The sequence below is a fragment of the Paraflavitalea sp. CAU 1676 genome (assembly GCF_029223285.1).
Classification (GTDB): domain Bacteria; phylum Bacteroidota; class Bacteroidia; order Chitinophagales; family Chitinophagaceae; genus Paraflavitalea.
Genome location: NZ_JARHUJ010000003.1, coordinates 684364 through 710437 on the forward strand (window position 1 = coordinate 684364; position 26074 = coordinate 710437).

Annotated in this window: 21 protein-coding genes; 12 read left to right on the plus strand and 9 right to left on the minus strand. The window is 50.2% G+C overall.

Annotated features, from left to right (window positions below):
• The first annotated feature begins 11 nt into the window (after positions 1 to 11).
• Both P2H89_RS11725 and P2H89_RS11730 read left to right on the plus strand, forming a co-directional pair.
• A complete protein-coding gene (locus P2H89_RS11725) occupies positions 12 to 1445 on the plus strand; it encodes an NAD(P)/FAD-dependent oxidoreductase (protein ID WP_275826934.1) in 1434 nt (477 codons plus the stop codon).
• A 170-nt stretch (positions 1446 to 1615) separates the two neighbouring features.
• Complete coding sequence (locus tag P2H89_RS11730; protein ID WP_275826935.1) at positions 1616 to 1882, plus strand: hypothetical protein; 267 nt, start codon at positions 1616 to 1618, stop codon at positions 1880 to 1882.
• Between the two features lie 2 nt (positions 1883 to 1884).
• On the opposite strand, the gene P2H89_RS11735 is transcribed toward P2H89_RS11730, so the two are convergent.
• Positions 1885 to 2334, minus strand: coding sequence for a hypothetical protein (locus P2H89_RS11735; RefSeq protein WP_275826936.1), 450 nt, complete (start codon positions 2332 to 2334; stop codon positions 1885 to 1887).
• Positions 2335 to 2510: 176 nt separating this feature from the next.
• On the opposite strand from P2H89_RS11735, the gene P2H89_RS11740 reads away from it, so the two are divergent.
• Positions 2511 to 2768 carry a hypothetical protein gene (locus tag P2H89_RS11740; RefSeq protein WP_275826937.1) on the plus strand — a complete coding sequence of 86 codons (258 nt, stop codon included), beginning with the start codon at positions 2511 to 2513 and terminating at the stop codon, positions 2766 to 2768.
• A gap of 137 nt (positions 2769 to 2905) precedes the next feature.
• On the opposite strand, the gene P2H89_RS11745 is transcribed toward P2H89_RS11740, so the two are convergent.
• Complete coding sequence (locus tag P2H89_RS11745; RefSeq protein ID WP_275826938.1) at positions 2906 to 4264, minus strand: DUF418 domain-containing protein; 1359 nt, start codon at positions 4262 to 4264, stop codon at positions 2906 to 2908.
• A gap of 262 nt (positions 4265 to 4526) precedes the next feature.
• Here P2H89_RS11745 and P2H89_RS11750 point away from each other — a divergent pair, with 262 nt between their 5' ends.
• The 7 genes from P2H89_RS11750 (at position 4527) to P2H89_RS11780 (ending at position 12433) form a co-directional block, all read left to right on the plus strand.
• Entirely contained in the window at positions 4527 to 5162 is a 636-nt protein-coding gene (locus tag P2H89_RS11750; protein WP_275826939.1) for a hypothetical protein, read from the plus strand.
• 92 nt (positions 5163 to 5254) lie between these two features.
• On the plus strand, positions 5255 to 6235 hold the full coding sequence (locus P2H89_RS11755) for a hypothetical protein (RefSeq protein WP_275826940.1): 981 nt from the start codon (positions 5255 to 5257) through the stop codon (positions 6233 to 6235).
• Positions 6236 to 6322: 87 nt separating this feature from the next.
• Positions 6323 to 8524: a B12-binding domain-containing radical SAM protein gene (locus P2H89_RS11760; RefSeq protein WP_275826941.1), complete on the plus strand. Its 2202-nt coding sequence runs from the start codon at positions 6323 to 6325 to the stop codon at positions 8522 to 8524.
• Positions 8525 to 8546: 22 nt separating this feature from the next.
• The gene (locus tag P2H89_RS11765) at positions 8547 to 9047 is read left to right on the plus strand and encodes a DUF2004 domain-containing protein (protein WP_275826942.1); all 501 of its coding nucleotides are present in this window, start codon (positions 8547 to 8549) and stop codon (positions 9045 to 9047) included.
• 176 nt (positions 9048 to 9223) lie between these two features.
• The gene (locus tag P2H89_RS11770) at positions 9224 to 10333 is read left to right on the plus strand and encodes an ionic transporter y4hA (RefSeq protein WP_275826943.1); all 1110 of its coding nucleotides are present in this window, start codon (positions 9224 to 9226) and stop codon (positions 10331 to 10333) included.
• A 102-nt stretch (positions 10334 to 10435) separates the two neighbouring features.
• Positions 10436 to 11791, plus strand: coding sequence for an AraC family transcriptional regulator ligand-binding domain-containing protein (locus P2H89_RS11775; RefSeq protein WP_275826944.1), 1356 nt, complete (start codon positions 10436 to 10438; stop codon positions 11789 to 11791).
• A gap of 6 nt (positions 11792 to 11797) precedes the next feature.
• A complete protein-coding gene (locus P2H89_RS11780) occupies positions 11798 to 12433 on the plus strand; it encodes a response regulator transcription factor (protein ID WP_275826945.1) in 636 nt (211 codons plus the stop codon).
• Here P2H89_RS11780 and P2H89_RS11785 read toward each other — a convergent pair.
• The 4 genes from P2H89_RS11785 to P2H89_RS11800 all read right to left on the minus strand — a co-directional run bounded on the left by P2H89_RS11785 (position 12426) and on the right by P2H89_RS11800 (position 16919).
• Positions 12426 to 13619: a DUF3179 domain-containing (seleno)protein gene (locus P2H89_RS11785; protein WP_275826946.1), complete on the minus strand. Its 1194-nt coding sequence runs from the start codon at positions 13617 to 13619 to the stop codon at positions 12426 to 12428. The two genes, P2H89_RS11780 and P2H89_RS11785, sit on opposite strands and share 8 nt — an antisense overlap.
• A gap of 27 nt (positions 13620 to 13646) precedes the next feature.
• Positions 13647 to 15893 carry a CRTAC1 family protein gene (locus P2H89_RS11790; RefSeq protein ID WP_275826947.1) on the minus strand — a complete coding sequence of 749 codons (2247 nt, stop codon included), beginning with the start codon at positions 15891 to 15893 and terminating at the stop codon, positions 13647 to 13649.
• A gap of 126 nt (positions 15894 to 16019) precedes the next feature.
• Positions 16020 to 16562 (minus strand): hypothetical protein, encoded by a 543-nt coding sequence (locus P2H89_RS11795; RefSeq protein ID WP_275826948.1) that lies wholly within the window; start codon positions 16560 to 16562, stop codon positions 16020 to 16022.
• A gap of 87 nt (positions 16563 to 16649) precedes the next feature.
• The gene (locus P2H89_RS11800) at positions 16650 to 16919 is read right to left on the minus strand and encodes a hypothetical protein (protein ID WP_275826949.1); all 270 of its coding nucleotides are present in this window, start codon (positions 16917 to 16919) and stop codon (positions 16650 to 16652) included.
• Positions 16920 to 17011: 92 nt separating this feature from the next.
• On the opposite strand from P2H89_RS11800, the gene P2H89_RS11805 reads away from it, so the two are divergent.
• Complete coding sequence (locus tag P2H89_RS11805; RefSeq protein WP_275826950.1) at positions 17012 to 17827, plus strand: helix-turn-helix transcriptional regulator; 816 nt, start codon at positions 17012 to 17014, stop codon at positions 17825 to 17827.
• Positions 17828 to 17930: 103 nt separating this feature from the next.
• Here P2H89_RS11805 and P2H89_RS11810 read toward each other — a convergent pair whose 3' ends face one another.
• Entirely contained in the window at positions 17931 to 20297 is a 2367-nt protein-coding gene (locus P2H89_RS11810) for an ABC transporter permease (RefSeq protein ID WP_275826951.1), read from the minus strand.
• A gap of 140 nt (positions 20298 to 20437) precedes the next feature.
• Here P2H89_RS11810 and P2H89_RS11815 point away from each other — a divergent pair, with 140 nt between their 5' ends.
• Positions 20438 to 22057: a Na+/H+ antiporter gene (locus tag P2H89_RS11815; RefSeq protein WP_275826952.1), complete on the plus strand. Its 1620-nt coding sequence runs from the start codon at positions 20438 to 20440 to the stop codon at positions 22055 to 22057.
• Positions 22058 to 22441: 384 nt separating this feature from the next.
• On the opposite strand, the gene P2H89_RS11820 is transcribed toward P2H89_RS11815, so the two are convergent.
• Together P2H89_RS11820 and P2H89_RS11825 are read right to left on the minus strand one after the other, a co-directional pair.
• The gene (locus tag P2H89_RS11820; protein ID WP_275826953.1) at positions 22442 to 24823 is read right to left on the minus strand and encodes an ABC transporter permease; all 2382 of its coding nucleotides are present in this window, start codon (positions 24821 to 24823) and stop codon (positions 22442 to 22444) included.
• A gap of 231 nt (positions 24824 to 25054) precedes the next feature.
• Positions 25055 to 25720 carry a DUF1080 domain-containing protein gene (locus tag P2H89_RS11825; protein ID WP_275826954.1) on the minus strand — a complete coding sequence of 222 codons (666 nt, stop codon included), beginning with the start codon at positions 25718 to 25720 and terminating at the stop codon, positions 25055 to 25057.
• Positions 25721 to 26074 lie beyond the last annotated feature (354 nt).

The following is a 26074-nucleotide window of genomic DNA, read 5'->3' on the forward strand; positions in this document are numbered from 1 at the left end:
CAAAATGAATTATGGAAAAGCGCGATTATGATGCCGTCGTAGTAGGATCTGGCCCTAATGGGCTTGCTGCTGCTATCACCCTGCAGCAGGCGGGCCTTTCGGTACTGCTGATCGAAGGCAAAGACAGTATCGGCGGCGGCACACGCACAGCGGAACTTACCCTCCCAGGCTTTCTCCATGACGTTTGCGCAGCTGTTGTACCCATGGCAGCTACCTCGCCCTTTCTGTCTACACTTCCCCTCGAAAAATATGGACTGAAGTACCTATACCCAACAATTGAGGCGGCCCATCCCTTCGATAATGGCAGTGCAGCGGTATTAAAACGATCGATTGACGAAACAGCCGGCCTCTTGGGCGATGATGCAGATGCCTATAGAAGGTTGATTCAACCGGTGGTGCGCGACTGGACCACACTGGCCCCTGAACTATTGGGCCCGCTTCGTTTTCCACGGCATCCACTGGCCATGGCGAAGTTTGGCCTGAAGGCTTTGCCATCGGCAGCCGCCATCGCCCGGCGTTTCAAAACTGAAAAAGCAAAAGGCCTATGGGCAGGTATGACGGCCCACTCCATTCAACCACTCTCGAACCTGACGACCTCCGCCGTCGGGTTGGCGCTGATCGCTTCGGGACATTTATACGGCTGGCCGATACCCAAAGGCGGAACCATCAGCATCAGCAAGGCGATGGCAGCCCACTTCGAAGCGATGGGGGGTAAAATACAAACCGGTTTACCAGTAACGAACCTGCAGCAACTACCATCGGCTCATGCAGTGTTGTTTGATGTAACCCCCAGACAATTGCTATCCATTGCCGGCGACCGGTTTTCCAGCTTGTACCATTGGCAAATGAGCCGCTACCGGTATGGCATGGGCGTATTCAAGGTAGATTGGGCGCTCGATACTCCGATACCATTTACCGCTCCTGAATGCCGGCAGGCAGGCACGGTTCATCTTGGCAGCACCTTCAAAGAGATCGCCACCGGCGAGCGACAAACATCGCAAGGCAATCATCCGCAGCGTCCGTACGTGTTGCTGGCCCAGCAAAGTCTTTTCGATGACACGCGGGCGCCGGCAGGCAAACATACTGCGTGGGCCTATTGCCACGTACCCAACGGCTCTAGTGTAGATATGACGGCAATCATCGAAGAACAAGTGGAACGGTATGCCCCGGGTTTCCGCCAAACCATCCTGGCGCGACACACATTTAATACGGTTCAATTGCAGCAATACAACCCTAATTATATTGGCGGCGACATCAATGGTGGCGTACTAGACCTGGGGCAGTTGTATACGCGACCTGTATTCAGGCTTTCTCCCTACAACACTTCTGCACGAGGCATTTATATCTGCTCCTCTTCTACCCCGCCCGGCGGCGGCGTGCACGGCATGTGCGGTCACCATGCGGCGCGTAAAGCATTGAAAGATATTTTCAAAATATCTATATAGTTATCAATTCCAGCCTCCTATTCTATTTCCGGCCATTTAATGTCTAAATCATCGTTGTGGCCTTCCTGCCCAAAAACTTAACATTGGAGTTTAAACCCGGACATTATCTTTATGTTATTCTTATATTATCCCAAGGTTAACATTTCGTAAATTGTAATAAACAAAAGAGCATGTCGCACAGTAAGACTACTGACAATAAGAACGCCCATTCTAAAAAAGACACCCGTAAGGAGGTTAGTGAACAACTAACCAGCGTACTGAACAATCTCAAGGAAACATTGGGTGAAAAGAAGTTTGAGCGCCGCATAAAAAAAGCAGCCCGCCTGCTGACTGCCGGTATCAAAACCAAACCCGTCAAGAAGGAAAAGAAGGTAAAAGGAAAAACAAAGACCAACAAGTCCAAGAAACCGGTGGCCACCAAAGCAGTTGCAGAGTAATCTTACAACGCTTCAATAACCTCCACCGGGCAGGTTGCTTTACTGGATAATTCCTCCGGATCAAATAGCAGGCCTGCTGCCCCTTCCCTTGAAACTGTTCCGCCGTCAACAAAGATCACTGCAGCATTACCCACCATCTTCAGGATGGAATCAACCGAAGCATTCTCACTTACCTGTATCGATGTTCCGATACCGGCAGCTTTTGCACTGTCATTAATCAATCGGATCTTACTGTGCAGTAACGCTCGATCATCGGCTTCAGCCTCAGCTGTACCTGTTAATGCTTCGGCAGCATCGATATCGCTGGGAAACAGGTAATCTTCTTCCACTGGCTTGTCCGAAAGGAAAAGCACACGCAGTTCCATGTCCTGCGCCTTTGCCTGCGCAATTGCCCGCTCCAATACTTTATAGGACAGATTGAGTCCACTGAAAATCACTGTGACAGATTGCATATTCCATTATTGCTGTGAGTAATAGAATTACACCAGCAATATTGTGGCCAGCATGGCTTCTGCAGAGGATTTCTACCTGAAAATGCATGATAAGGAACCCTCATACATCATAAGCGTCGCCATTCCCGCACGCATCATTGTTGTATGGTATCTTCATTTCCTAAAACCTGTATCACATGAGAAAGATCCGCATTGTCACGATGTCACTTGCCATTATGCTGGCGGTAGGCGCCGCCATGGCCACCAATTCAAAAGCCCCCTGCAGCAGCCTGCCGCAGTACTTCAAAAGCGGCAATAACTTTTACCCTGCGGGCATAGAAGGGTACGACTATGTTTGCGAGTGGGATCATTTCGGCACCTGCACGTATTATTTCGATGCCGCAACCGGTACCTACAAACCATGTAAGGCGGGCAAAATCCTTTGGTTGCGCTAGGCAACAGTTTTCAGGCTATAGTCAGTCCAACTATTGCATGGCCGCCATTAGCCTTCCGAAAACGCTACGCGTTCCATTGAACATCAGCCTTGCTGAACCGGCATCAGCTATGGGGAACCGGTGCAACCGCATTTCCACTAGGCAGAGACGCTGGCGGCAGCAAGGCTGCCCTTTTCTTGTTTACGCAAGGGTTGCCACTTCCAATAGGTAAGACTACGCCAGAGCCACTCAAATGGGCCGAAGTTAAAATACCGCAACCATAAATGGCTCCAGACAATCTGCAGCACCCAGATGCCCAGCACCACATAATACACTTCAATCCGCTGCAGCTTACCATACAACCCAAAACCTACGCCATAGAAGATCAGTCCGCACAAAATGGACTGAGTGAGATAGTTGGTAAAAGCCATTTGCCCTACCGGCTTCATCAGGTTGAACAAACGACTGAACCAGCCAGAACGGTACATCAGCATCAGCAGTCCCAGCAAACCGACAGATCGCGCTGTCCGCGAAAGGGTGTATAGGTCAAAAGTCTCGTTTTTAGCGATATTAAACGCGTTGAAGTCATATTTAATGAAGTTTTGCACGCGCAGCCAGGATAACCCAAGCCCGATGGTCAACCCGGCAATGGTCATAATCCAATATTGTTTCATGGGTCCTTGTCCGGTGAGGATGTTCATTTTAAATAGTGCCATACCCAGGAACATGAAAGCGAGTACATCCCAGGCACCGAGGTACACGAAGCGCACCATGAAGCCCATGTAGAGATCGCCGCGGTATTCATAGGCATCACCATAAGAACCAGTCGTTTTACGGATACTTTTTTCGGTGCGCTTCAATTTCTTCGCTTTTGAGCTGCGGTCACGGAAATCGGTCATCGCCGACAATTGTTCCTTTTGTTGTTCGGTAAGCTTTGTCTTCGTCGTATCGATCGCTGCAATGGCTTCGCCTGTGGCGATCATGGCTTTGTCTTTGTAGAGGTCACGGGTTTCGCGGCCCATCATCAGCAACAAACAAATGGCTGCGCCGATCAGCAGGTGTTTGCCCGGTAGGCGGCGAAAGGCGAACATCACGATGCCCAGGCAGGCATAGTCAAAAAGGATATCGCCGAACCAAAGGAATATCCACACATCGATCAATCCAAAGACCATGAGCCAAAGTTGCCGGCGCAGGAAATAATCGGCTGGCAGGGAGCCATCCAATTTTTTTTCGGCCCGGGTGGAAAAGAGGATGATACCAGCCCCAAACAGCATGGAGAAAATAGCCCGCTGGGTTCCTTCCGGAATAAGGTTAACGTAATACCACAAGCTAAAGTTAGCAGAACCAAATTCGTTCCAGAGAGAAGGATCGAAGCCCACCCCCGAGGGCAGACCGAAACCCGGAATATTCATGAGTAAAATACCGAGAATGGCAAAGCCGCGGAGGGCATCCAGCAGGCCAATACGTTCGGATTGGCCAACAGGTGCGGCTTGTAAAGCAGTAGCACTGGTGAGCATAGCAAGGTGTTGGTTTAATGGTATAGCTAAAAGCAGGGGTAAGATATGGATTAACGGTAGTAAATCCAACGCTGGTTAAAGCTAATCTATACCCGAAACCGTCCGGTTATACAACAAATTGCCAGTCACCAGATTAACAGAGGGCCAGCTCCCGGGAGAAGGCGAAGCCTCACATTTTCCCGAACCTGTTGATTGGCAATAGGGAAACGGCCCAACCCGGGATATTCTCCCAGAAACTGTACCTTGCCAGTTAAAGCAGTTTATGTCTTCCTCCATCGACCCACAGCGGATACGTGAAACTTATTCGGCCATGTCCGACAGTGCATTAATTGACTTTGCCCGCCATGAAGGGTACAAGATCACAGCAGACGCATTTCTGGTATTACGCGAAGAACTGCGCAAACGAAATATCGGCGCAGATATCGTCCATTACATGGAGCACGAGATCATTTTACAGGATAGCTTAAAAAGGAAAAAGTTTTCTGAACAACACAAGCTCAATAATCTATCCGATTCAGTAGCCTATGCCTTCAAGCAAAAGGTGGAAGGAGTGAGCAACTTCGACATATATGCCGGCCTGATAGAAATGGGCATCCCGGAACAACAGGCCGGGGAAATGGTAAATCAACTCGAAGACTGGGCGCTTGAATTACGCAAAGATGCGACCCTGGAAATCCAGACAGGTATTGGCCTGGTCATAGTTGGTCTCATTGCCGTTCTGGTGGCTTTAAACATCCATTTTCTGGTATTAGGAGCAATCCTGTTGTTATTTTCAGGCGTGATAAGGATCATGACAGGCAACAGCAAAAGAAAGCGATTCGACGCTGTGCTGACTGTTTTCCAACAAGAGAAAGAAGATCAGCATCCGGACCCACGTCGAATTATCCAACCCCATTAACCTACCCCCCCTGAACAATGACATTCACCCAACTTTAACGAATAATCGAATACTAAATCGAGTGACCATCCGTTTGTCGCACAAAGCCTTTCATGCGTTTAATCCCGATATTGAAGCTCTGTATTTTCCTCACTATACACCTGCAAGCGCAACAGATCGACCGGCTGCAGTCCGATGCCGAGGTGCTGGCTTTTGCGGAAGGGATATCCGGCTATAGTAGGCTTTTTAGTTTTACCGCGTCCAGGCCAAACGAAATCCTGCCCCGCCTTTCCAAAAGGGTACAACAATTTGTCTTTCCGGCTTATGCAAAAGCCGACTTTGACGGTAACGGCTATACCGACCTTTTATTCAATGGATTTATTCGCCCTGAACAAGTGGTGTCTATGGTGGTGATGGATATGGGCAACGGTCGGTTTGAGACCATCGACTTCGCCACCGACAGGACTTATCATTTTGGAGCCCGTGTGCTAAACGCCGGTGGAGTTCCATTCCTGGAAACGCTGAAGGTGTATACTGACTATGATAGTGCGGGTGAAGTGCAGACGATTGAACGATTCGATACGCTGGAATACAAATTCGGTGCTTTTATTGAAAGAGCTGTACCCGAAAACTATACCCTGCAGCAATTGAATTACGCTTGCGGGTTTACCTTGGGAGGAGCTACTTTTAGTATGACCATTTGCGGGGACTCCGCCCTGTTGATAACGCAAGGTTCCGTTATTCATAATAATACCCCTGAAGACAGTACCGGAGCTTTTGTTACCCGACTTACGCCGGAGACAAAAAACCGGATCACCGGACTGATCAGCAACATTCATTTACCGAAAATGAAAGACGCCTATCGTGCTGCAGGCACCTGCCATGGTGAAACCAGTTTTAAGGTCATCTATAACAACGGGCAACTGAAAAAGATTACTGACTGTGGCGTAACCGGACCATATGGATTGGAGGCATTAGAAAATGCTATCTGGAATCTTTACCGGAGCCAGCAATGGACCCGGATAACTGGAGCTACGCCTTTGTTTGAATGTGACGCCAGCACGACGAGCAACCGACAGTCTCCCTACCGCTAATCAGGTTGGAATATTCCTGAAAACCAACCGGTTCCGCCGCCTTTCATCTTCCTACTTTTGACGTAATTTTGCCACAAATTCGATGATTTGAGCGCAACTGTGTTTTTGCTGACGCCTCCATTTACGCAACTAAATACGCCGTACCCGGCCACCGCCTACCTGAAGGGATTCCTCAACACCCGGAATATCACCTCTTTCCAGGCCGACCTGGGTATCGAAACGACTGTGGCCCTCTTCAACCGCAAGGGCCTGCAGGAGCTTTTTGCCCGCATCGGTCAAAACACCCTCACTGCCCAATCCGAGAACATTACCCGCATCATTGCCCTGCAAGATGATTATATCGCCACCATCGACGACGTCATCCTCTTCCTGCAAGGGCATAACCCCACCCTCGCCCACCGCATCTGCAAACGCGATTTCCTCCCCGAAGCCGGTCGCTTCGCACAACTCGAAGACCTCGACTGGGCTTTCGGCTCCATGGGCACGCAAGACAAAGCCAAGCATTTCGCCACCATGTACCTCGAAGACCTGAGCGACCTTATCCGCGAATGTGTGGACGAGCACTTCGGCTTCAGCCGCTACGCAGAACGCCTCGGTCGCTCTGCCAATAGCTTCGATGAACTCTACAACGCCCTGCAAAAAGAATATACCTATATCGATCAGTTGCTGATCGCCCTCCTGCAACAACATATGAAGGCGGTTCAGCCCAAGCTTGTCGCTATTTCAGTGCCCTTCCCGGGCAACCTCTATACATCCTTGCGCTGCGGACAATGGATCAAACAAAATTGTCCCGGTGTGAAAGTGGTGATGGGCGGCGGCTTCGCCAACACCGAACTCCGCTCCCTCTCCGACCCACGCGTTTTCGAATTCTACGACTTCATCACCCTCGATGATGGCGAAGCCCCCATCGAAAACCTCGTACACCACATTGAAGGCACCAGGTCACTGGAGGAACTAAAGAGAACCTTTACGCTCGTAGACGGCCAGGTCACTTATTTCAACAATAAGGCCTGCAGCGATTATAAGCAAGGTCAGGTAGGCACACCCGACTACAGCGATTTCCAGCTCAACAAATACATCAGCGCTATCGAAGTCGTAAATCCCATGCACCGCATGTGGAGCGACGGCCGCTGGAACAAGCTCACCATGGCACACGGCTGCTATTGGGGCAAATGTACCTTCTGCGATATTTCGCTCGATTATATCCGGCTCTATGAACCCATCGCCGCTTCCCTGCTCTGCGACCGCATGGAGGAGATGATCAAACAAACCGGAGAGAACGGATTTCATTTTGTGGATGAAGCAGCCCCGCCGGCGCTCATGCGCGCCCTCGCGCTGGAGATCATCAAACGCAAACTCGTCGTTAGCTGGTGGACGAATATCCGCTTTGAAAAAAGCTTCACGCGCGACCTATGCCTGTTGCTTAAACGCTCTGGCTGCATTGCCGTTTCCGGCGGACTGGAAGTGGCCAGCGACCGCTTACTCGAGCTCATACAAAAAGGCATTACCGTAGCCCAGGTGGCCCAGGTGAACCGCAATTTTACCGAAGCAGGCATCATGGTGCATGCTTACCTCATGTACGGCTTCCCCACACAAACGGCCCAGGAAACCATCGATTCCCTGGAAATGATCCGCCAGATGTTTGGCGCCGGCATCCTTCAATCGGCCTTCTGGCACCTGTTTACGATGACGGCACACAGTCCAGTTGGATTGGAACCCGCCAAATTCAATGTACGCCGTGAAAGCGATGGCCTGGGCAGCTTTGCCAACAATGACCTGGTACATGTCGACGAATCCGGCGCCGACCATGAAACCTTTAGTTTTGGCCTCAAGAAATCATTGTTCAACTATATGCACGGCATCGGTCTCAACGATCCCCTGCAAAAGTGGTTTGAGTTTAAAGTCCCTAAAACCAAAGTAGCTCCCGACTATATTACCCAAACACTCACACAGGACCTGTACGCAACCACCCGCCCTACCACCAAGATCGTGTGGCTGGGCAAACAACCCGCTGTGGAGCATTTCACCAAGTCGAAGAAAGGGAATAGTTGGGAGATGACCTCCCTCACCTTCCAGGACCGCCGGGAGAAATACAGCATCAGTGTAGGGCGCGAACAGGGCGACTGGCTGGCCGGTATGCTCGACCAATTATCTGTCAACAACGCCAAGACCTATACCTTACAGGAAGTGATGGACAGCTATCGTGAAGCCGGTTTCGAAGACTTCGAATTGTTTTGGGACAACAAGCCGGTAAACACACTCCACAAAGTTGGACTGCTAAAATTGTAACCCATAAATTCTACCTATACCCATGACCTTTTTTGAGCTTCCCTTTTTTGGTAAGATAAATACCGACAACCTGGAAGAGTATTATGACACTGTGATCGAATTTAACGGCACGGCCATTGAACTAGACCTCAACTTCGAAAGCAACACGATCGAACCTACCCAATTAGAGAAGGTAAAACAGTTCCTCAGCAAACTCGACCAATTTGACAAAGACTGCCGCAAAGAGATCCGGGAGGATTACGACGATGAAGACGCCGATACCGTAAGAGAATACATCGACTTCCACCTGGAGAACATTGAGGTCAAAGACCTGGCCAGGGCTTTGAATATGGACGCTAAAGCAGTTGAGCAAAAGGAACCGCTGGTTGAAAAACTCCAACTGGTTCGATTAGGTCTGTATCCGGATAGTGAGGATGAATATGCGATCTTCGATTACTCATTCGGAAGAGGCATCACCGATCACCTCGTTGTATTGTGGAAAGATGAGGAAGGCACGCTTACGGAGATCGGCATGGAAAGCTGATCGCCGTAACCATACGATCTGCACTTTTGTACGAAAAAGAACTACTTCAACCTTCTAAATTGTACAAGATTGACTATCTTTCAAGGGATCATAATTTCCTGTCCGACCTGTGCCGGCATTAGCGGCCATCTTTACCCCTGACCAGCCATCGATCACCAATTGTAATCACATCTATTATGGAGCAACCGAAATACCTGCATCCCCGGCTGAAGATCGCATTGCCATTTTGGACATTGGTTTGCCCGCTTATCGGGCTCTTCCTCATCTTACTGGTACCTAAAATACATCATGGCATTTTCGATATTGTGATGGGGATATCATTGATCTCTGTTGTATTGAGCGCCGTACACCATGCAGAAGTGGTTGCCCATAAAGTGGGTGAGCCGTATGGTACCCTGATCCTTGCGCTTGCTATCACGATCATAGAAGTATCATTGATCGTTACCATTATGCTGTCGGAAGGAGAAGGTGGCGCCACCCTGGCCCGTGATACCGTGTTTGCAGCTATCATGCTGATCCTTACGGGCATCATTGGCGGCTGCCTGTTGCTGGGAGGTTACCGGTTCAAGGAGCAGATCTTTGTGAAACAGGGCGTGAGTGCCTCGCTGGTCGCCCTGATCACCATTTCAATGCTTACATTAGTATTGCCCAATTTCACCACTACTACGCCGGGGCCCGTCTATTCCACCAGTCAGCTGATCTTCGTGGCCGTCGTGTCGTTGGTGTTATACCTGGGGTTTGTCATGGTACAGGCCGTACGGCATCGTGGTTATTTTTTACCCAAGGGTGAAGATGGAGAAACCGATGAAGATATGGCCGAAGCTCCCTCCAACCTCACCACGATCAGCAGCCTCATTGCGCTGTTGCTGGCGCTTACCGTGGTCGTTATCCTGTCCAAAATGGAATCGCCCGTCATAGAGTCGATCGTGGTACGCATGGGGGCACCGAAGAGCCTGGTGGGTGTTATCATCGCCTCGGTGATCCTGTTGCCCGAAGGGCTGGCTGCTTTAAGGGCCGCTCATCGCAACCGTTTGCAAACAAGCCTCAACCTGGCGCTCGGCTCCGCATTGGCCAGTATTGGGCTCACCATACCGGCTGTAGCCATCGTAAGTTACTTTACGGGCTATACCATCACCCTCGGTATCGATGCCAAGTCGACCCTGTTGCTGGGACTTTCCCTGTTCACGATCACCATCTCTTTCAGCGCAGGAAAGACCAATATCCTGCAGGGCATCGTTTTGCTGGTGATCGGCGCTACCTACCTGTTTACCACGATCGTGCCTTAAAGCCTGTTGCAGCAGGTGAATCGCCCTTACCGGCTATCCATCTCAATACCCCGGGAAGCCCGGATGCAGTACATTGCTGTCTTAAATTCGAGATTATTGACCATGAGCATGAACAACCAGGTAGTGGCGGCCGAAGGATTGAAGGTAGTGTTGATCTATACGGAGAAACTCGGCATTTCTTCTACAAAGATCCTGCAGGAAGCAGGCTTGCGAACAGATATGCCGGAACTGAACCGCCATTTTATTTCGATGGCCGAATTCAGCCGCTTCTTTGCCGCAGCCTGTAAACTGGCCAACGACCCTTATCTCGGATTGCATATCGGCGACCATTCGAACCTCGATGCCCTGGGCATCGTAGGGCAGTTATACCGCTACAGCCGCAATACCATCGAAGGCACCCATCGCATCACCAAATACCTGCCTCTCATTCACACCATATTCGTGTACGAACTGGCAGAGAAGGATAAGGAGATCGCCATTCGCCTTACGCCGGGCTATCATTCGGAAGAAGCCACTTTTGCCAACCGGCAGATCATCGAGCTGGCCATGGCCTTCACCCGCCAGGGCATACAGGATGGTACGCAATCGAATATCAACCCACTCGAAGCTCATTTTGTATGGCCGCTATCGACAGCAGAAGAAGCGCACTATGCCAGTATTCTGCAATGCCCGGTGAAGGGAACACAACTACACAATGAACTCATTTACGATAAAACAGCTGCCTCCATACCCCATGTCTTTTACGATCCCATACTACTAAAAGCACTTGAAGCCAGCGCCAATGCCGGCTTACAGTTTTCCCCATGGAGCAGCAACGATCTGCAGAAAGCACTGCTCATTATGAACGCAGAAGAAAAAGAAAGAAGCAGGATCGCACGCGACCTGCACGATGGGGTTTGCGGTACACTGGCTGCCGTGAAGATGCACCTGAGCGCTGTGCAGGCCCAATATCCCGGTGGAGAATCAGCCGATTTCCGGCAGGCCTTGCAATTGCTCGACCAGGTATCGGACGAGGTGCGCAAAACAGCCCATAGCCTGATGCCGGAAGTATTGCAGAACTATGGATTGGAGGAAGCGCTTAAACGTTACTGCCAAAGCCTGGCGCCCTGCTGCGCCGCCACCATCAATTACTATAGCTCGGGAGAGCCAGCCCGGTTTGAAAAGGGATTTGAACTCGCCACCTATCGCATCGCTCAGGAATTGTTACACAACGCCATCCGGCATGCACAGGCACAGAACGTATTGGTTCAACTAAGCCTCGATGAAGATATGGTGCTTACCATCGAAGACGACGGCATCGGCTTCCGGAAAGAACAACTGAGTCCCGGCTCGGGCCTTGACAATTTGCAGCAACACGTCAACAGCCTTGGCGGCGCTATTTGCTGGGAAAGCAACGAAGGTGAAGGCACTTCCGTAACAATCACTTTTCCCGATACCCATCGCCATTATAAAATCTAGCGTATCATGGCACTAACCATCGCTATCACCGACGACCACCTGCTGGTTATCAATGGCCTCAAAGCCATGGTGAACCAGCTGCCCGATATAGAGCTGATCTTTGCCTGTGTAGACGGTAACTCCCTGCTACAGGAACTGGAACATCAGCAGCCCGATGTTTTGCTGCTCGATATTCAGTTGCCCGATATTCCCGGTACCGAGCTGTGCAGACGTATCAAAAAACAATATCCCAACATCAACATCATCGCGCTCACCAGTCACGACGATGCCAACTACGTACGGCAGATCTTGCGGAATGGCGCTTCAGGCTATCTGCTGAAGAATACCGACATACCTACCATTCACAAAGCGATCCTCACCGCCTACGAAGGTGGCCGCTTCATCGACGAGCAGATTCAGAAGAACCTCGTGCACGAAGCCATTACGGGACAACGGCTCAGCAACAACGACATTCCCCTCACGAAAAGAGAAAAGGAAATACTTACCCTGATTGGCCAGGAATTAAATAGCCAGGAAATCGCCGACAAGCTGTTCATCAGCCTGCGCACCGCCGAGAACCACCGTTTCAATATCGCCAAAAAGCTCGGCGCCAAGAATACGGCTGCCCTCGTAAAGGAAGCCATCCGACGTGGCCTTATTTAGCAGCCCGATACTGTAATGTGCCCGGATGAAAGGTGCGCCAGGAATGCCAGAACTCCTGGTAAGCCTGCACCCTTTCGAGTTGCGTGCCCTTTAGCGGACCTCCTACGCTTAAGCCGCTGGTAGTCCACCGCGACTGGGTATTGACGTCCGTCAGCGAATCAACTCCGTTATCCTTTTTAAACTGGAGCGTTGTACCATTTACCGATCTTTTCAGCACATGAAAACTGGCCGTATCGCTATCGAGCGTTAACAGGATGGGCATACCCGGCAAACTGTCTTCTATCAGTTGCTTGCGGGTAAGATCTGTCCAATCATACGCCTTCGCCTGATCGCCCTGTTCAACACCCACCACCCACGACTTCATTTTCCAGGCAGCCGGTTCGCGCTTTTCAAGGCCACTCTCAATGGTCCCCTTATCAAACAACGCCAGGTGATCGTATTGTTTATTGAAAGTAGTGTCGGGTTGAAAGACCAATGATCCTGGATACTGCTGCAGCCAGGCAGCCAGTGTCATTTGAGTGGAAGGTATCTCTGTGAGTTTTTTTCCTTTGAGCGGTCCTGCTATGGCTTCTCCGCTTACCTGCCTCCACCAGCTTTTGGTAGTGGCATCCTCAAACATGGCATTGAAATGATCCATCCCCACAAGCCGGAAGGTTTCAGGATGGCCGTCCACTATCGGGCTAAAAACGCGTCCCGTGCGGCACACGGTGCAATAAGTCACCATCACGGGTAAGTGACCGATTGTATCACGCACCTGGTGGTGATAGCCGATCAGTTGAATGGGATAGGCCTTGGCCACGCCGTCGGCCACCACACCGATCACCAGGCGGTCCGCAGCGACCTTATTACTGGCTGCCGGGGCAAATGCCGTAGTGCCCGGCTGGTAGAACATCTTATCGGCCAGAAAACGGTAATTGAAAAAATAAAACACCGTGGCGTAGAGGGCCAATACCACCACCAGCAGCACTTTTTTCCAAGCCCCCGTTTGTTTGAATACCTGCACTACGGGATAAGCGATGAGCAGCAGGCCCAATATCCTGACCCAATAGATATTATTGTGCAGCCAGTAAGCAAGATCGATCGTATTGCTTTGCTGACTGCCCGGAAAAGGCATGATGTAATAAACACGGAGTATTTCAGCAGTGAAAAGCAGGAGCAGGCCTGTAACAAGCAGCAGTTGTTTCATGTGACGATCGTTATGGTTATTTGGGCATTAATGGTGATCCGTTGCCGGCGTACACCCCAGTAATTTATCACCTGCCAGGGCAAAATCAGCTTTCTTTACCGTTCTTCTTTTCAACACATTGTCCCCTTCTTTGATCAGTACATTCGCACCGGGTTCTATGTTGTTGAACAGCTGCACGGCACCGCTTACCGGCCAGCTCACTTCGATGCGCTCTACGGCAACGGCCTGCCCAATACCTATGTGCTGCATCAGTGGGTTCGACCCAAAGCTGCCGCCCGAATTGACGTCGCGGTACACTTCCCGCACAACACCCTTCTCCTTAAATACCACTTTTATTTTCGCACCAATAGCGGATCGGTTGGTCTTAGTTCCTTCCAGGCAGATATTGATCCACTGGTTATTGTTTTGACCGGGGTTAAGGTATAAAGAGTTCTGGTAAGCATCGCCGGTATAGGCCCCGCCCATTTCCACATACACATCCTGATCGCCGTCGTTATCCAGGTCGGCAAATGAAACCCCATGTCCCTTTTGCAGGTTGCCCACCCGGGCAGCCGTCGTAACATCTTCAAATTGTTTACCGCCTTTGTTGCGGAACATCTTATTGGGCACCAACGACTGGTAGAGGGGATTGCCCGTACCGAAATACATATCGAGGTAACCATCATTGTCAATGTCGCCAAAATTGGCGCCCATGGCGAATACGAGCCGGTGAAGTCCCGCCTGCTTCGACACATCTTCAAATGTACCATCGTGTTTGTTCCTGAACAGGATCAGGTGACCCGACGGGCCGGGATCGCGACCCAACCCTTCCTGGCCCGCATACCAGGCCAGCGACTGTTCGAACTCATAGCCCGACACGAGTATATCGAGCCAGCCGTCATTATCATAATCCCAGAACCAGGTGGGGAATGTCCGTGTTTTATTGCTGGCCAGTCCGGCCGGTCCGGCTACATCCGTGAACTGCACGGTACCACCCGGCTTTGTCATATTCTTCAACAACGCTTTACGACCATCGAGGGTGGATACAAAAATATCCGTGAGGCCATCTTTATCGTAGTCACCCGAGGTCACCCCTTTTACGAAAGCGACGATCGCACATCCCGCCTTTGCAGCCTGTTCGGCAAACGTACCATTCTTGTTGTTGATATAAAGCTCACAGGGATTGGGATCGGCTGCTTCGCTGGTCTCATTGCCAATGAAGAGATCGAGCCAGCCATCGTTGTTGAAATCGGCCCAGGTGGCCGTTTGGGTGGGATGGAATGAGAGCAGGCCACTGGCTTTGGTAACATCCGTAAAAGTGCCATCGCCGTTGTTCTTGAGCAGCGAATTGGGTTCTTTGCCAAAGCGGCCCTTCCAGGCTCCTCGCAATACGAAGATATCTTTCAGGCCGTCGTTGTTGTAGTCGGCCTGTATAAGGTTAAGGCCTCCTGTAAATTGCTGTAACCCCGAAAGCGCCGATTCATCCGAGAATGTGCCATTGCTGTTGTTACGGCAGTAATGCATGTTTTGCCGCAATCCCCAGCTGCTGGTAACGAGGTCGAGGTAGCCATCATTGTTGAAATCATCCACAATGCTGCCCCCAGCCATATTGTTGGTGTTGAGGCCGGTGCTGATAGCTATATCGGTAAATGGCTTGAACCCTGCTGCCGTGTCGGCATCGAGCCCGGGTATCACCAGCGAGGCGGGCACGCCGGCCGGATACTCGCCAATGGTCATGTAAGCAATGTTGAGGAGCCAACGTGATTCGAAATCGGTTGGATCTTCGCGCAGCAGCTCCTCGTAGGCCGAGATGGCCCTGCGCGAGCCGGCCTTGTCGGCATGTATCCCTTTGCCGGCTATGGGGAATACGCAGGATTCGCCCGTATGGCTTTTGATACAATTGGTGCGCTCGCCCAGGCGCAGACAGGCAATGGCAATGGTCTTCAATACAGCCCGCCGGTGTGCCTGCTCATACACCGGAATGCGCCGCACCAGGGCTTCACTGATCTGCATGGCTTTTTCTTCGTCACCCAGCTCGAGCAGGGTGCGCGCAATGGCGTACTGAACAAAAGACGAATCGGTTTCATTGTGCGACTCCCGCAAGAGGGAATCGAAGTATTGCAAACGCGCTTCGGGATAAAAGGAATTGTTGTTGTTGTAGGATGCTTTGTCGGCCGCGGCCAGCAATTGCACCATCTCCTGATTGGGATTGGGACTGGCATGGCTGCTACAGGCCTGGAATAACACCGGCAGGCTGGCCGCAGCGGCAATCGTAAAGATGCTGAATAACTTCATAGCCCAGGTTTAAACGGTAACCAATAGCCTCTGGAAGGCCTGAATTGAATAGTTGCAGCGGTTAAACAGGCTGCAACCCTGCTTCCGTATTTGGAAGCATTGGCCATCTTAAACGATGGTCACAGATCAGGCCAGTACGCGGGGAGGTTTATAGGTGTCCTGGACAAATGCCAGGTGTGGGCCGGCCGAAAGGTACCCGGCAGGTGCGATGAAGGTTTCGACAGTACCAACAATTGTATACTTCAATACAGGTTCCTGGAATTCGGCAGAGAGGGCGATCTTTTTGACAACTGACCTGGAGGTGTGCCCTGTAGTACTCATGCCATTTACCTGGCTGGCATAGTCGTGCCTTGACTGGTGAAATTGTGTTTTGGGTTGGTTGGGCACACAAAGCAGGAAGAGTGTATCGTTATGAACTTTTCGCTTAACGTAGTTGTAGAAAACACCATTCACTTCCATTTCCCCATCGACCCTTTCATAGTCGTTCCAATTAGTGAGGTAAGGCAGGTGCAGCGGAAGTTTTACTTCTAGGAGCTGATCGTCTTGGTATTGACGTTTATCGAGTTGTTGAACGAGGTGTTTGTCGGACTGAGCGATGAAATAACCGTAAAAAAGGTGATACCCGGCGAGATTGAACAGGTGGATAACAAGCAGTGTTATGGCAATCAATCTTTTCAGAACGAAAGTTTACTGAATGTAGCATTTTTTTGCCAGATTTAGCTCTTTCGTTCTGAAAAGCAGTTAACCTTGGCCTGATTACTTAGGCAGGATCCTGAAATTCTTGGAAGAAACGTACAGCATCAGCGTTACGATGTTCAGCAGGAAGGTTGCCATTCCACAAGCAAACATCACCTGCTTGCTTTCGAGCCATCCGAAAACGGTCCAGCAAAGCGTAGCAGGAAGCATCAGCAACAGTAAACTAACAGAGAGATACCGGGCCTTTCTTTTACGGAGTAACCGGATCGATTGAAATAATAAGAGACTGCTCACAAGCGAGTTAGCAAAGATTGCCACCAGGGTGTCCATGATATTAGATTTTAGGGATATTGATAACCAGTTATAATAGATTGTACAAAAGGCCCGATTTTTGTAATTTCATCCCAGTTCATTCCTTAGCCATGAAATGTCAGCAATTACCACCGCCCGAACATCTCAAAGAATACATCCGGAGCATCTGGACCCTCGAAGTACCGGCCGACGGCCAGACCCCTCATGTTTTCCGCACCTTCGCAGAAGGAGCCCCGGGGCTTGTCTTTCAGCAGGCAGAAGACGGTAAGGTTTACCAGAATGATAAGGAGCTACCCGGTTTGTTTCTTTATGGCTCTGCCACCACACACGCTCGTTTACACGCAACCGGTAAATTGAAAATCGTTGGGATCTTTTTACACCCGAATGCATTAAAGACTGTATTTGGCCTCAATGCCGGCTTACTGACGGATACCTGCATCGACGCCAGTACGCTGGCCGTTCGCGAGTATCATTCTTTACCGGAGCAATTGGTGAACACGAGGTCTACAATCGGGCAAATAGAACTACTTTCTTCGTGGATAAAGGTTAAGGCTGATAAGAATCATGCACGGCGGGACAACAACATGCAATATGCCGCATCCGTCATTGCAGGATCTAAAGGGAACGTAGTTTTGAAAGGGTTACAGATCGAATTACAACTATCCGAAAGAAGCTTTGAACGCAAATTCAAAGAATATATTGGGATGAGTCCTAAATTATTTTCCAGGATATGCCGGTTTCAGTCTTCGCTTCAACAACTCAGAGACAACGACTACACGAAACTATCCGACATCGCTTTTGAAAATGAATACGCCGACCAATCGCACTTTATCCGCACCTTTAAAGAATTCGCCGGGTTCTCACCGTTTCAATACCAGAAGCAATCGCCCGAGGTCATTGAAAACTTAGCCACATTACTAAAATGAATAAACTATAGGTTTTATTGTAATCAACGATAAAAAAGACCCCGGGGTTTACCCGGGGTCTTTTTTATGAACGATCTGGTAAAAGTCAAAGTTCATCCTTAGTCTACTCGGTACGCAGACTTTTCACCGGGTTGGCCAATGCTGCCCGGATGGCCTGGTAGCTCACCGTAGCGAGGGCTATCAGCACAGACAGTAAACCCGCCAGGGCAAACACCCACCATTGAATGGGTACCCGGTATGTATAGTCATTGAGCCAGGAATGCATGGCCCACCAGGCAACCGGCGCGGCCAGCAGGAAGGAGATCATCACCAGGGTCAAAAAGTCTTTGGAAAGCAGGGTAGCCAGCCCCGTAACAGAAGCGCCCAATACCTTGCGTACCCCTATTTCTTTTACACGGCTTTCGGCCATGTAAATAGCCAGTCCAAACAATCCCAGGCAGGAAATGAAGACTGTGAGGCCGGCAAACAGGCCTGCCAGTGTGCCGGTACGTTTTTCGTCCTCAAACTTGCGGGCATACTCTTCATCGACAAACTTATATTCAAACGGGTATTCCGTATTGAATTTCCTGAAGATGGTTTCCGCCTGCTTGATATTCGTGGCGGTAGAATTGTTGTTGTTGAGCTTGATCAGGATCACATTGAACCAGGCTTTACCACCGGCGATCAGCATGGGCCGCGTAGGCTCGTAAGGATTAGTGAGGATGAAATCCTTGATAACACCCACAATATGCCAGTCGGTGCCATTGTCCTTGACGATCTTACCGATGGGATCCTTAAACTTCATCACCTTCAGGGCCGATTCATTGATGATCATGCCTGTTGAGTCGGTGGGAAATTTCGTAAGGTCGAAGTCGCGGCCTTTCACGAACTGCAGGCCGGCGGTAACACCCAGGCCCTGATCGGCATTGTAGCGAAAGAAGTCCGTTTTATCGTTAGGGTCCTTCCCCTCCCACTCCTGTCCCCAGCCATCACTCCAGCTTTCGGTGATGGGGGCGCTGGTCTTGGTAACCGAGGCGGCTATTCCTTTCGAGAGTAGCTCCTGCTTGATCAGTTCAAAGTTCTTTTCGATATCACCAGTAAAGATGTGATACACCAGGTTGTTCTTATCATACCCCGTTTGCCGGTCCTTCGCATAATCGATCTGCTGCTTTACAATGATGGTGCAAATGATGAGGATTATGGCAAAGGTGAATTGCAGTACCACCAGCACTTTCCGGGGAGCTACCAGGGCCTGCGTTTTTTTGAACGTGCCTTTCAGCACTTTCACCGGTTGAAATGATGACAGGAAGAAGGCAGGATAACTACCGGCCAGCAATCCGGTCAGCAAAACAAACCCTACACCCACCAGCCAGAACATCGGACTCGTATAAGGAATGAACAGCTGTTTATCGGTTAGTTTGTTGAAGCCCCCGAGCGTGCATTGCACGACGATAATGGCGATGAGCCCCGCAATAAATGCCAGCAGGATCGATTCGCCGATGAACTGGCCTACCAGCGATATCTTTTGAGCGCCCACCACTTTGCGGATACCCACTTCTTTCGCCCGTTTTTCACTACGGGCAGTGCTGAGGTTCATGAAATTGATACAGGCGATCAGCAAAATAAAGCCCGCCACGATGCCGAACAGGCGAACGAACGTGATACGGCCGTTACCATCTTCCTTACCGTTTTCAAAGCTGGAATAAAGCCTCCAGCGCTCGAGCGGATAAAGGAACATTTCCCACTTCGGCTCGTCCTTCGCATAACGCTGCTTCATGACCTTTACTTTGGGGGCCACTGATGCGAGCGTAGCATTAGGCTTTAGCAGTACATAAGTACGGGTGCTGTTATTGCCCCAATACTGGTCATCATCGCCCAGGAAGCGCTTATAGGCCCAGGGCACCAGGTATTCGAAGCGGCTGAAGCGGGTATTGTTGGGCATGTCTTTCAGAATGCCCGTTACCGTAAAGTTCTCCTTGTTATCGATCTTGATGATCTTATTCATCGGATCTTCCTTCCCGAACAGTTTTTTGGCCAGTGACTCCGTGAGTACGATGGAGCGCATGTTCTGCAGCACAACTTTGGGGTTGCCTTGCAACAGGGGGAAGGAAAATATTTGCAGAAAGTTTGAATCGACCATGGTACCCCGTACCGTGAGTTTCTTTTCGCCCACAGTAAACAGGAAATTGGTTCCCCAATCAACCCGCGCGGCCATTTCCACTTCGGGCAGGTCTTTCTCGAGGGTACGCGCCAGCACTTTGGGCGTAGTATTCCAGCAATTGAGCTCACCGCTGAACTCGGCCCGGTTCCAGGCTTCGTAAATACGGTCTTTCTTTTCATGGAACTGGTCATAGCTGACTTCGTTCTGTATCCAGAGTAAAATGAGGATGGCGCTGGCCATGCCTACCACCAATCCGAGGATATTGATGGTCGAAAACCCTTTGCTGCGTAGCATATTGCGCCACGCAATCTTGAAGAAATTCTTGATCATAAGCGCTGGTTAAGCTGATTTTTTATCCGGTAATCCTTATAAGGACGCACCACCGGAGGATATGTTACAGCGCATGACCATTTTCCCTAAAAAAACTTTCGATACATTATTTTTACGTCCAATACCAAAGTAACTGACGGATGCACAATAACTTCATTATTTACATTGTCCTGGTGCTGGCGATCCTGTTGCTCGTGATGCTGGCAAAGCGCATCAGGGTCTCCTACCCTATCCTGCTCGTAGTAGCCGGGCTGCTCATCAGCTTTATTCCCGGCCTGCCGGCCATAGAAATAGACCCCGAACTGATCTTCGTGATCTTCCTGCCACCCCTGCTGTATGAAGCCGCCTGGAAAACCTCCTGGAAAGAGTTCTGGCGATGGCGGCGGGTGATCTCCAGCTTCGCCTTTCTTATCGTGATCCTCACCTCCTGTGTAGTAGCGGTGTTTTCCAACTGGCTGATCCCTACGTTTACGCTGGCCCTCGGATTTCTGCTAGGGGGCATTATTTCCCCACCCGATGCGGTATCGGCTTCGTCTATCCTGCAGTCGGTGAAAGTGCCCAAGCGGCTTGTTTCGATCGTTGAAGGAGAAAGCCTGCTCAACGATGCGGCGAGCCTGATCGTATTCCGGTTTGCGCTTGTAGCGGTCAACACCGGCGTGTTCGTTTTTAGAGAAGCGGCCTGGAGTTTTGTGGTCGTTATCGTGATGGGCATACTCACAGGCATCGCTATCGCATTGGTGTTCTACGCCATGCACCGTTGGCTGCCCACCACCCCGCAGATCAACATCGTATTGTCGTTTATAGCCCCTTATGTCATGTATATCGTGGCGGAGCAGTTCCATTTCTCCGGCGTTTTGGCGGTGGTGAGCGGTGGCCTGTTCCTGTCGGTACGCAGCCACCATTTCCTCGACCATCGCAGCCGCATCCAGGGCTGGAATGTTTGGGAAACCATTGCTTTTGTATTGAACGGACTGGTATTTATGCTCATTGGCCTCGAACTGCCGGTGGTGATCAACAGCATGGGTGAGGTAAGCCTCCGCACAGCAATCTGGTACAGCGCCGCCATATCGTTGCTGGTGATCGTATTGCGGCTGGCCTGCACCTTTGGCGCCTCTGTATTCACCGTGTGGGTAAGCAAATACATAACCACGGCCGATAACCGCCCCGGCTGGAAAGGCCCGCTGGTACTGGGCTGGGCAGGTATGCGCGGTGTGGTATCGCTCGCCGCGGCACTTTCCATTCCGGCTCATCTCAAAAACGGCAGCCCGTTTCCTGAGCGCAACCTGATCCTTTTTATCACCTTTTCGGTGATCCTGGTTACGCTGGTGTTACAAGGGCTTACCCTGCCGGCGCTCATCCGATGGGTGAAGCTGGAAGACCGTGACCATATCATTCCCGAAGAAGAACAGGATGCCCTGGTGAAGAAGAAGATGTCGCAGGCTGCACTTCGAGTATTGCGCGAACAACATGCAGACAAACTGACCACGAATACCCTGCTGCAAAGTTTGCAAACGAGGCTACAGGCAGAGGTGGATGTACTTGGTGGCAGTCCGGGTACAGCGCTAAAGCCCAACGAAGCAAAAGAACTCATCCCCCATTATCAGTCGGTATACCTCGAACTCCTGAATGAACAGCGCACGTTACTGCATAACCTCAACCGAAAAGCGGAAGTAGACGAAGCCATTGTAAGGAAATACCTCTCATTGCTGGACATCGAAGAAGAGAAATTGTTTGTGCAATACCACCAGGCCGGACATTGATGAGCGTTAACGAACGGGTTCCCGAATACAGATACGGACATCAAAAAAGGTGAGCGCGTTCAAGCGGCTCACCTTTGTTCAGAATCTTTTGGACGTGATCAGGAAAACTTAACCTTGGTTTTTCAGGATAATTGGATATTGACAACCGGATAAGGTCTTTGTTGTTTTATATGATATAGTATCCCGGTGGTTTTTCGGATATGGACATCCCTATTTAAACTGGTTTTTCATGGACTTACTGGACTTGGATAACCGTATCATCTAATCAACAATACAAAAGTACACACCAGCCATGGCGGCTGCAAGCGCAAAACCGCCCCTTCTCTTTCCTGCACCATCTACTGGCAAAATCGTAGAATTACGGATACCCCTATCGGAGATTAATTACTCGCTTCTTAGTGACTTCACCGGGCTAACTACGGCTGCCTTGAGGGCCTGAAAACCCACTGTAAGCAATGCTATTGAGGCAGCTATGAAGGCTGCCAGTACGTAAACCCACCATTGGATATCGACGCGGTAGGCAAAACTTTGCAGCCAGTTATGCATGGCATAATATCCTATAGGTACGGCGATCAAAATGGCCAGCAATACAGGCTTCAGCAGATCCTTCGATAGCAGCAGCACTATATTAGGTACCGAAGAGCCCAGCACCTTCCTTACACCGATCTCTTTGGTGCGTTTGGCGGCCGCAAAAGAGGCTAGTCCGAATAAACCCAGGCAGGCGATAACGATGGCCAGTCCCGAGAAGATACTGAGCAGGGTTTGCTGACGCAGGTCCGATTTATAAGAGGCGTCGAATTTTTCATCCAGGAACTCATACTCGAAAGGATAAGAACGCACCAGTTTCGTATACTCATTTTTGATAGCCGCCAGGCCATCTGGTACGTTACCGGGTTTCAGCCTGATGGCGATCACGCGGTGGTCTTCGGAGGGAGAGATTACCAGCGGCTCTACCTGTTCTTTCAATGACTGGAAGTTGAAGTCTTCCACCACGCCAACAATCCTCCGTTTTGCATTGTCGCGGATCGTGTTCCTAACCCATTTACCAAGCGCCTGGTCGGGTGTAAGTCCCAGCTGCGTGGCAGCTGTACGATTGATCAATACACTTTCTGCGGTATCGGTGGGGAATTGACCAGACAGGTCTCTGCCGGCGATGATCTTTAATCCCAGCGTGGAAGCATATTCAAAATCAGCGAAGGCTGTTCTTAATTTTACCACCTGGTTATTGCCTGCTTCGTATTCGAAATTCTGTTGATCATGAAAACCGCCCGGCGCGCCCGACATGATCGAAACACTGGCAATTCGACTGTTCTGCTGCAATTCTTTTTTAAAAGTCCACCGGTGCTCATAAATATCGTTATTGTCAACCGTCACCAGTACGGTTTGCGCTTTATCAAAACCGAGTTCCTTGCTTTTCACATAACGCATCTGGTTCATGATAACGATGGTGCCGATGATGAGGAATACGGATATACTGAATTGTACCACCACGAGTGAATGGCGGAAAAAAGCGCCGCCTTTGCCGAGACGTAATTTGCCCTTGAGGGCCTCGATGGGAGAAAAACCCGACAATACGAGGGCCGGGTAACTGCCGGCCAGGAAGCCCACCAATACAATAACCCCCACCAGGAAAAGATATATAGGCATCGAGTTCCAGGATACGGTGAGCGAGTAACCCAGCAGTTGGTTGTACCAGGGCATCAGCAACTCCATCGCGCCAATGGCCAGCAGACAGGAGATAGTGGCCAGCATCATCGACTCGCCGATGAATTGCCATACCAGGTCGTGACGCAACGCACCCAGCACTTTGCGCAAGCCAACTTCCTTGGAACGCTCCACGGCACGCACCGTCGACAGGTTGGTGAAATTGATGCAGGCCACCAGCAACACGAGCACTGCAATGGAGAGGAAGATATAGACAACTTTTTTATCGCCATGCCTCACTTCATTAAAGGCGGGAGCAGGCTCAAAATAGATATCAGACAAAGGACTCAGCTTCAATTCGAAGGTTGAGCCAAAGCGCTTCATATCCGCCCCCATGTATTTCTCCATGAAAGCAGGGAACTGCTTTTCAAGTGTCGCTTTCTCCGCCTGGCTGTTCACCTGCAGATAAACGAACTGGTTATTGTTGATCCATACGTTGAACCAGTCTTCCCGGCTCACAATGGAAAGGGGTAATACAAAATCGAAGTCGAGGTGCGAGTTAAGCGGTATATTTTTAGCCACGCCGGTCACTTTCAGCGACAGACGTTTATTGAATTCTACGACCTTACCCATGGGATTTTCCTTACCGAAGTACTTCTCGGCAGCCGCCTCGGAAAGCACTACGCTTCCGGGTTCTTTGAGCGCCGTAGCGGGGTCGCCTTGCAATAAGGGGAAGGTAAACAGGGAAAAGAAATTATCATCGGTCATGATGAGTTTCCTTTCGTTGTAATGTTTATCTCCATAAGAAAGGAGGCCTGAGGTAGCCCGTACCCGAACCGCTTTCTTGATGGTACCACCAAAGTCATTGAGTAGGGCGGGGGCATAAGGGCCGGATAGGTAAGGCGTCCATTTTGTATCGCCATTGGCGCCATAGCCGCGCATAACCCGGTAGATCTGGCTGCCGTTCTGGTGAAACTTATCGGCACTGAATTCATTAAGCAGGAAAAGGAAGATCATCATGCAGCAGGTGATGCCGATGGTGAGCCCGAGAATATTGATAAAGGAAAAGACCTTGTTCTTGCGGAGGTTCCTCCAGCCTGTCTTCAGGTATGCTTTAAACATAGTGTATCGTTTATGGGCTATGCGATGAAAACGATACAGTTCCAGAACGGTGCCGGTTTTATAAACTGTTCGGAATCAGCCACAATACACGTCAAGACAAGTAGTTCACTGTCCGCTTTCGATACAGGCGACGTTCACTTTTAATAGGTACAACCGGGTAGTTGGCAACCTCAAATGGTCATAACACAATACACTATAAGCTAAATACAGGCGCCGCAAGCGGCGCCTTTTCTATTTTATGGGGGTAATGTGGATATTGCGGAAATCGATCGGAGAGCCTTCGTATTGCAGCAGGATGCGGCCGTTTTGGGAAGAGGCGTTAGTACCCTCGTTCACCAGCACGCCATTGAGGAACTGCGCACAGGCGCCTTTTACGTGTTTGATGCGGATGGTGTTCCATTCGCCCAATGGCTTCTCCTGCTCCCCCAGCCTGTTTACCGCCACACTTTTACCGGGTGCTTTCGTTTCGCCACGCACGGTAAGCGTTACATTTTCCAGCAGGATAAAATCGCCGGTAGCGCCTTCCTTTACCTGAAACTGGATACCTGCCGGCCATAGCATGTCGCGGGCCGTATCGGGCACACTATACATGACCCCACTGTTCTTTTTACCACTGCCCCGCTGAAATTCCTTTTCCATATTCCAGCGGTATTCGAGCGTCAACTCAAAATCACCATACGATTGCTTCGACATCAGGTAGCCCGTCCGGTCGCCAAACAGCCTGATCATGCCATTGGTGATCGTATAAAGCTGCCAGGGATCCTCGTACCGCTGATCTTTTGTATAGGCATACCAGTTTATGGCCTCACCGGAGCCAGTAGCAGTGGCAGCCTTTTTGGAAGGTGTACAGGCAGGGAAAAGTAAAACGATCAAAGGCAGTAGCAAAAGTTTGTTCATGTGCGGAGGAAGTTATCGGAAAAGGCAGGAAGGTAGATAAAAAAATAAGCCCCGAGAAATCGGGGCTTCATAACTTTTTTGGACGGTCATCAGGAAAAATAAATCACACGGCTTTTCCTGGATAATTGGACATTGACATTGGATTTTGAAGGGTTGCTTAGTTGATATTGTTTCCTGGTCTTTGGATTTGGATATTGGATACAATCAGAACTTCGGTCTTTCTGGATATCTCGGTGTTTACACCGTTGGATTTTTTGAAACCGTATCAACTAATTCAACAATACAAAAATAGTTATCAACAAGTGTGGATACAAGAGCAAAACTGCCCAATCTCAACATTGCATCAACTACGGC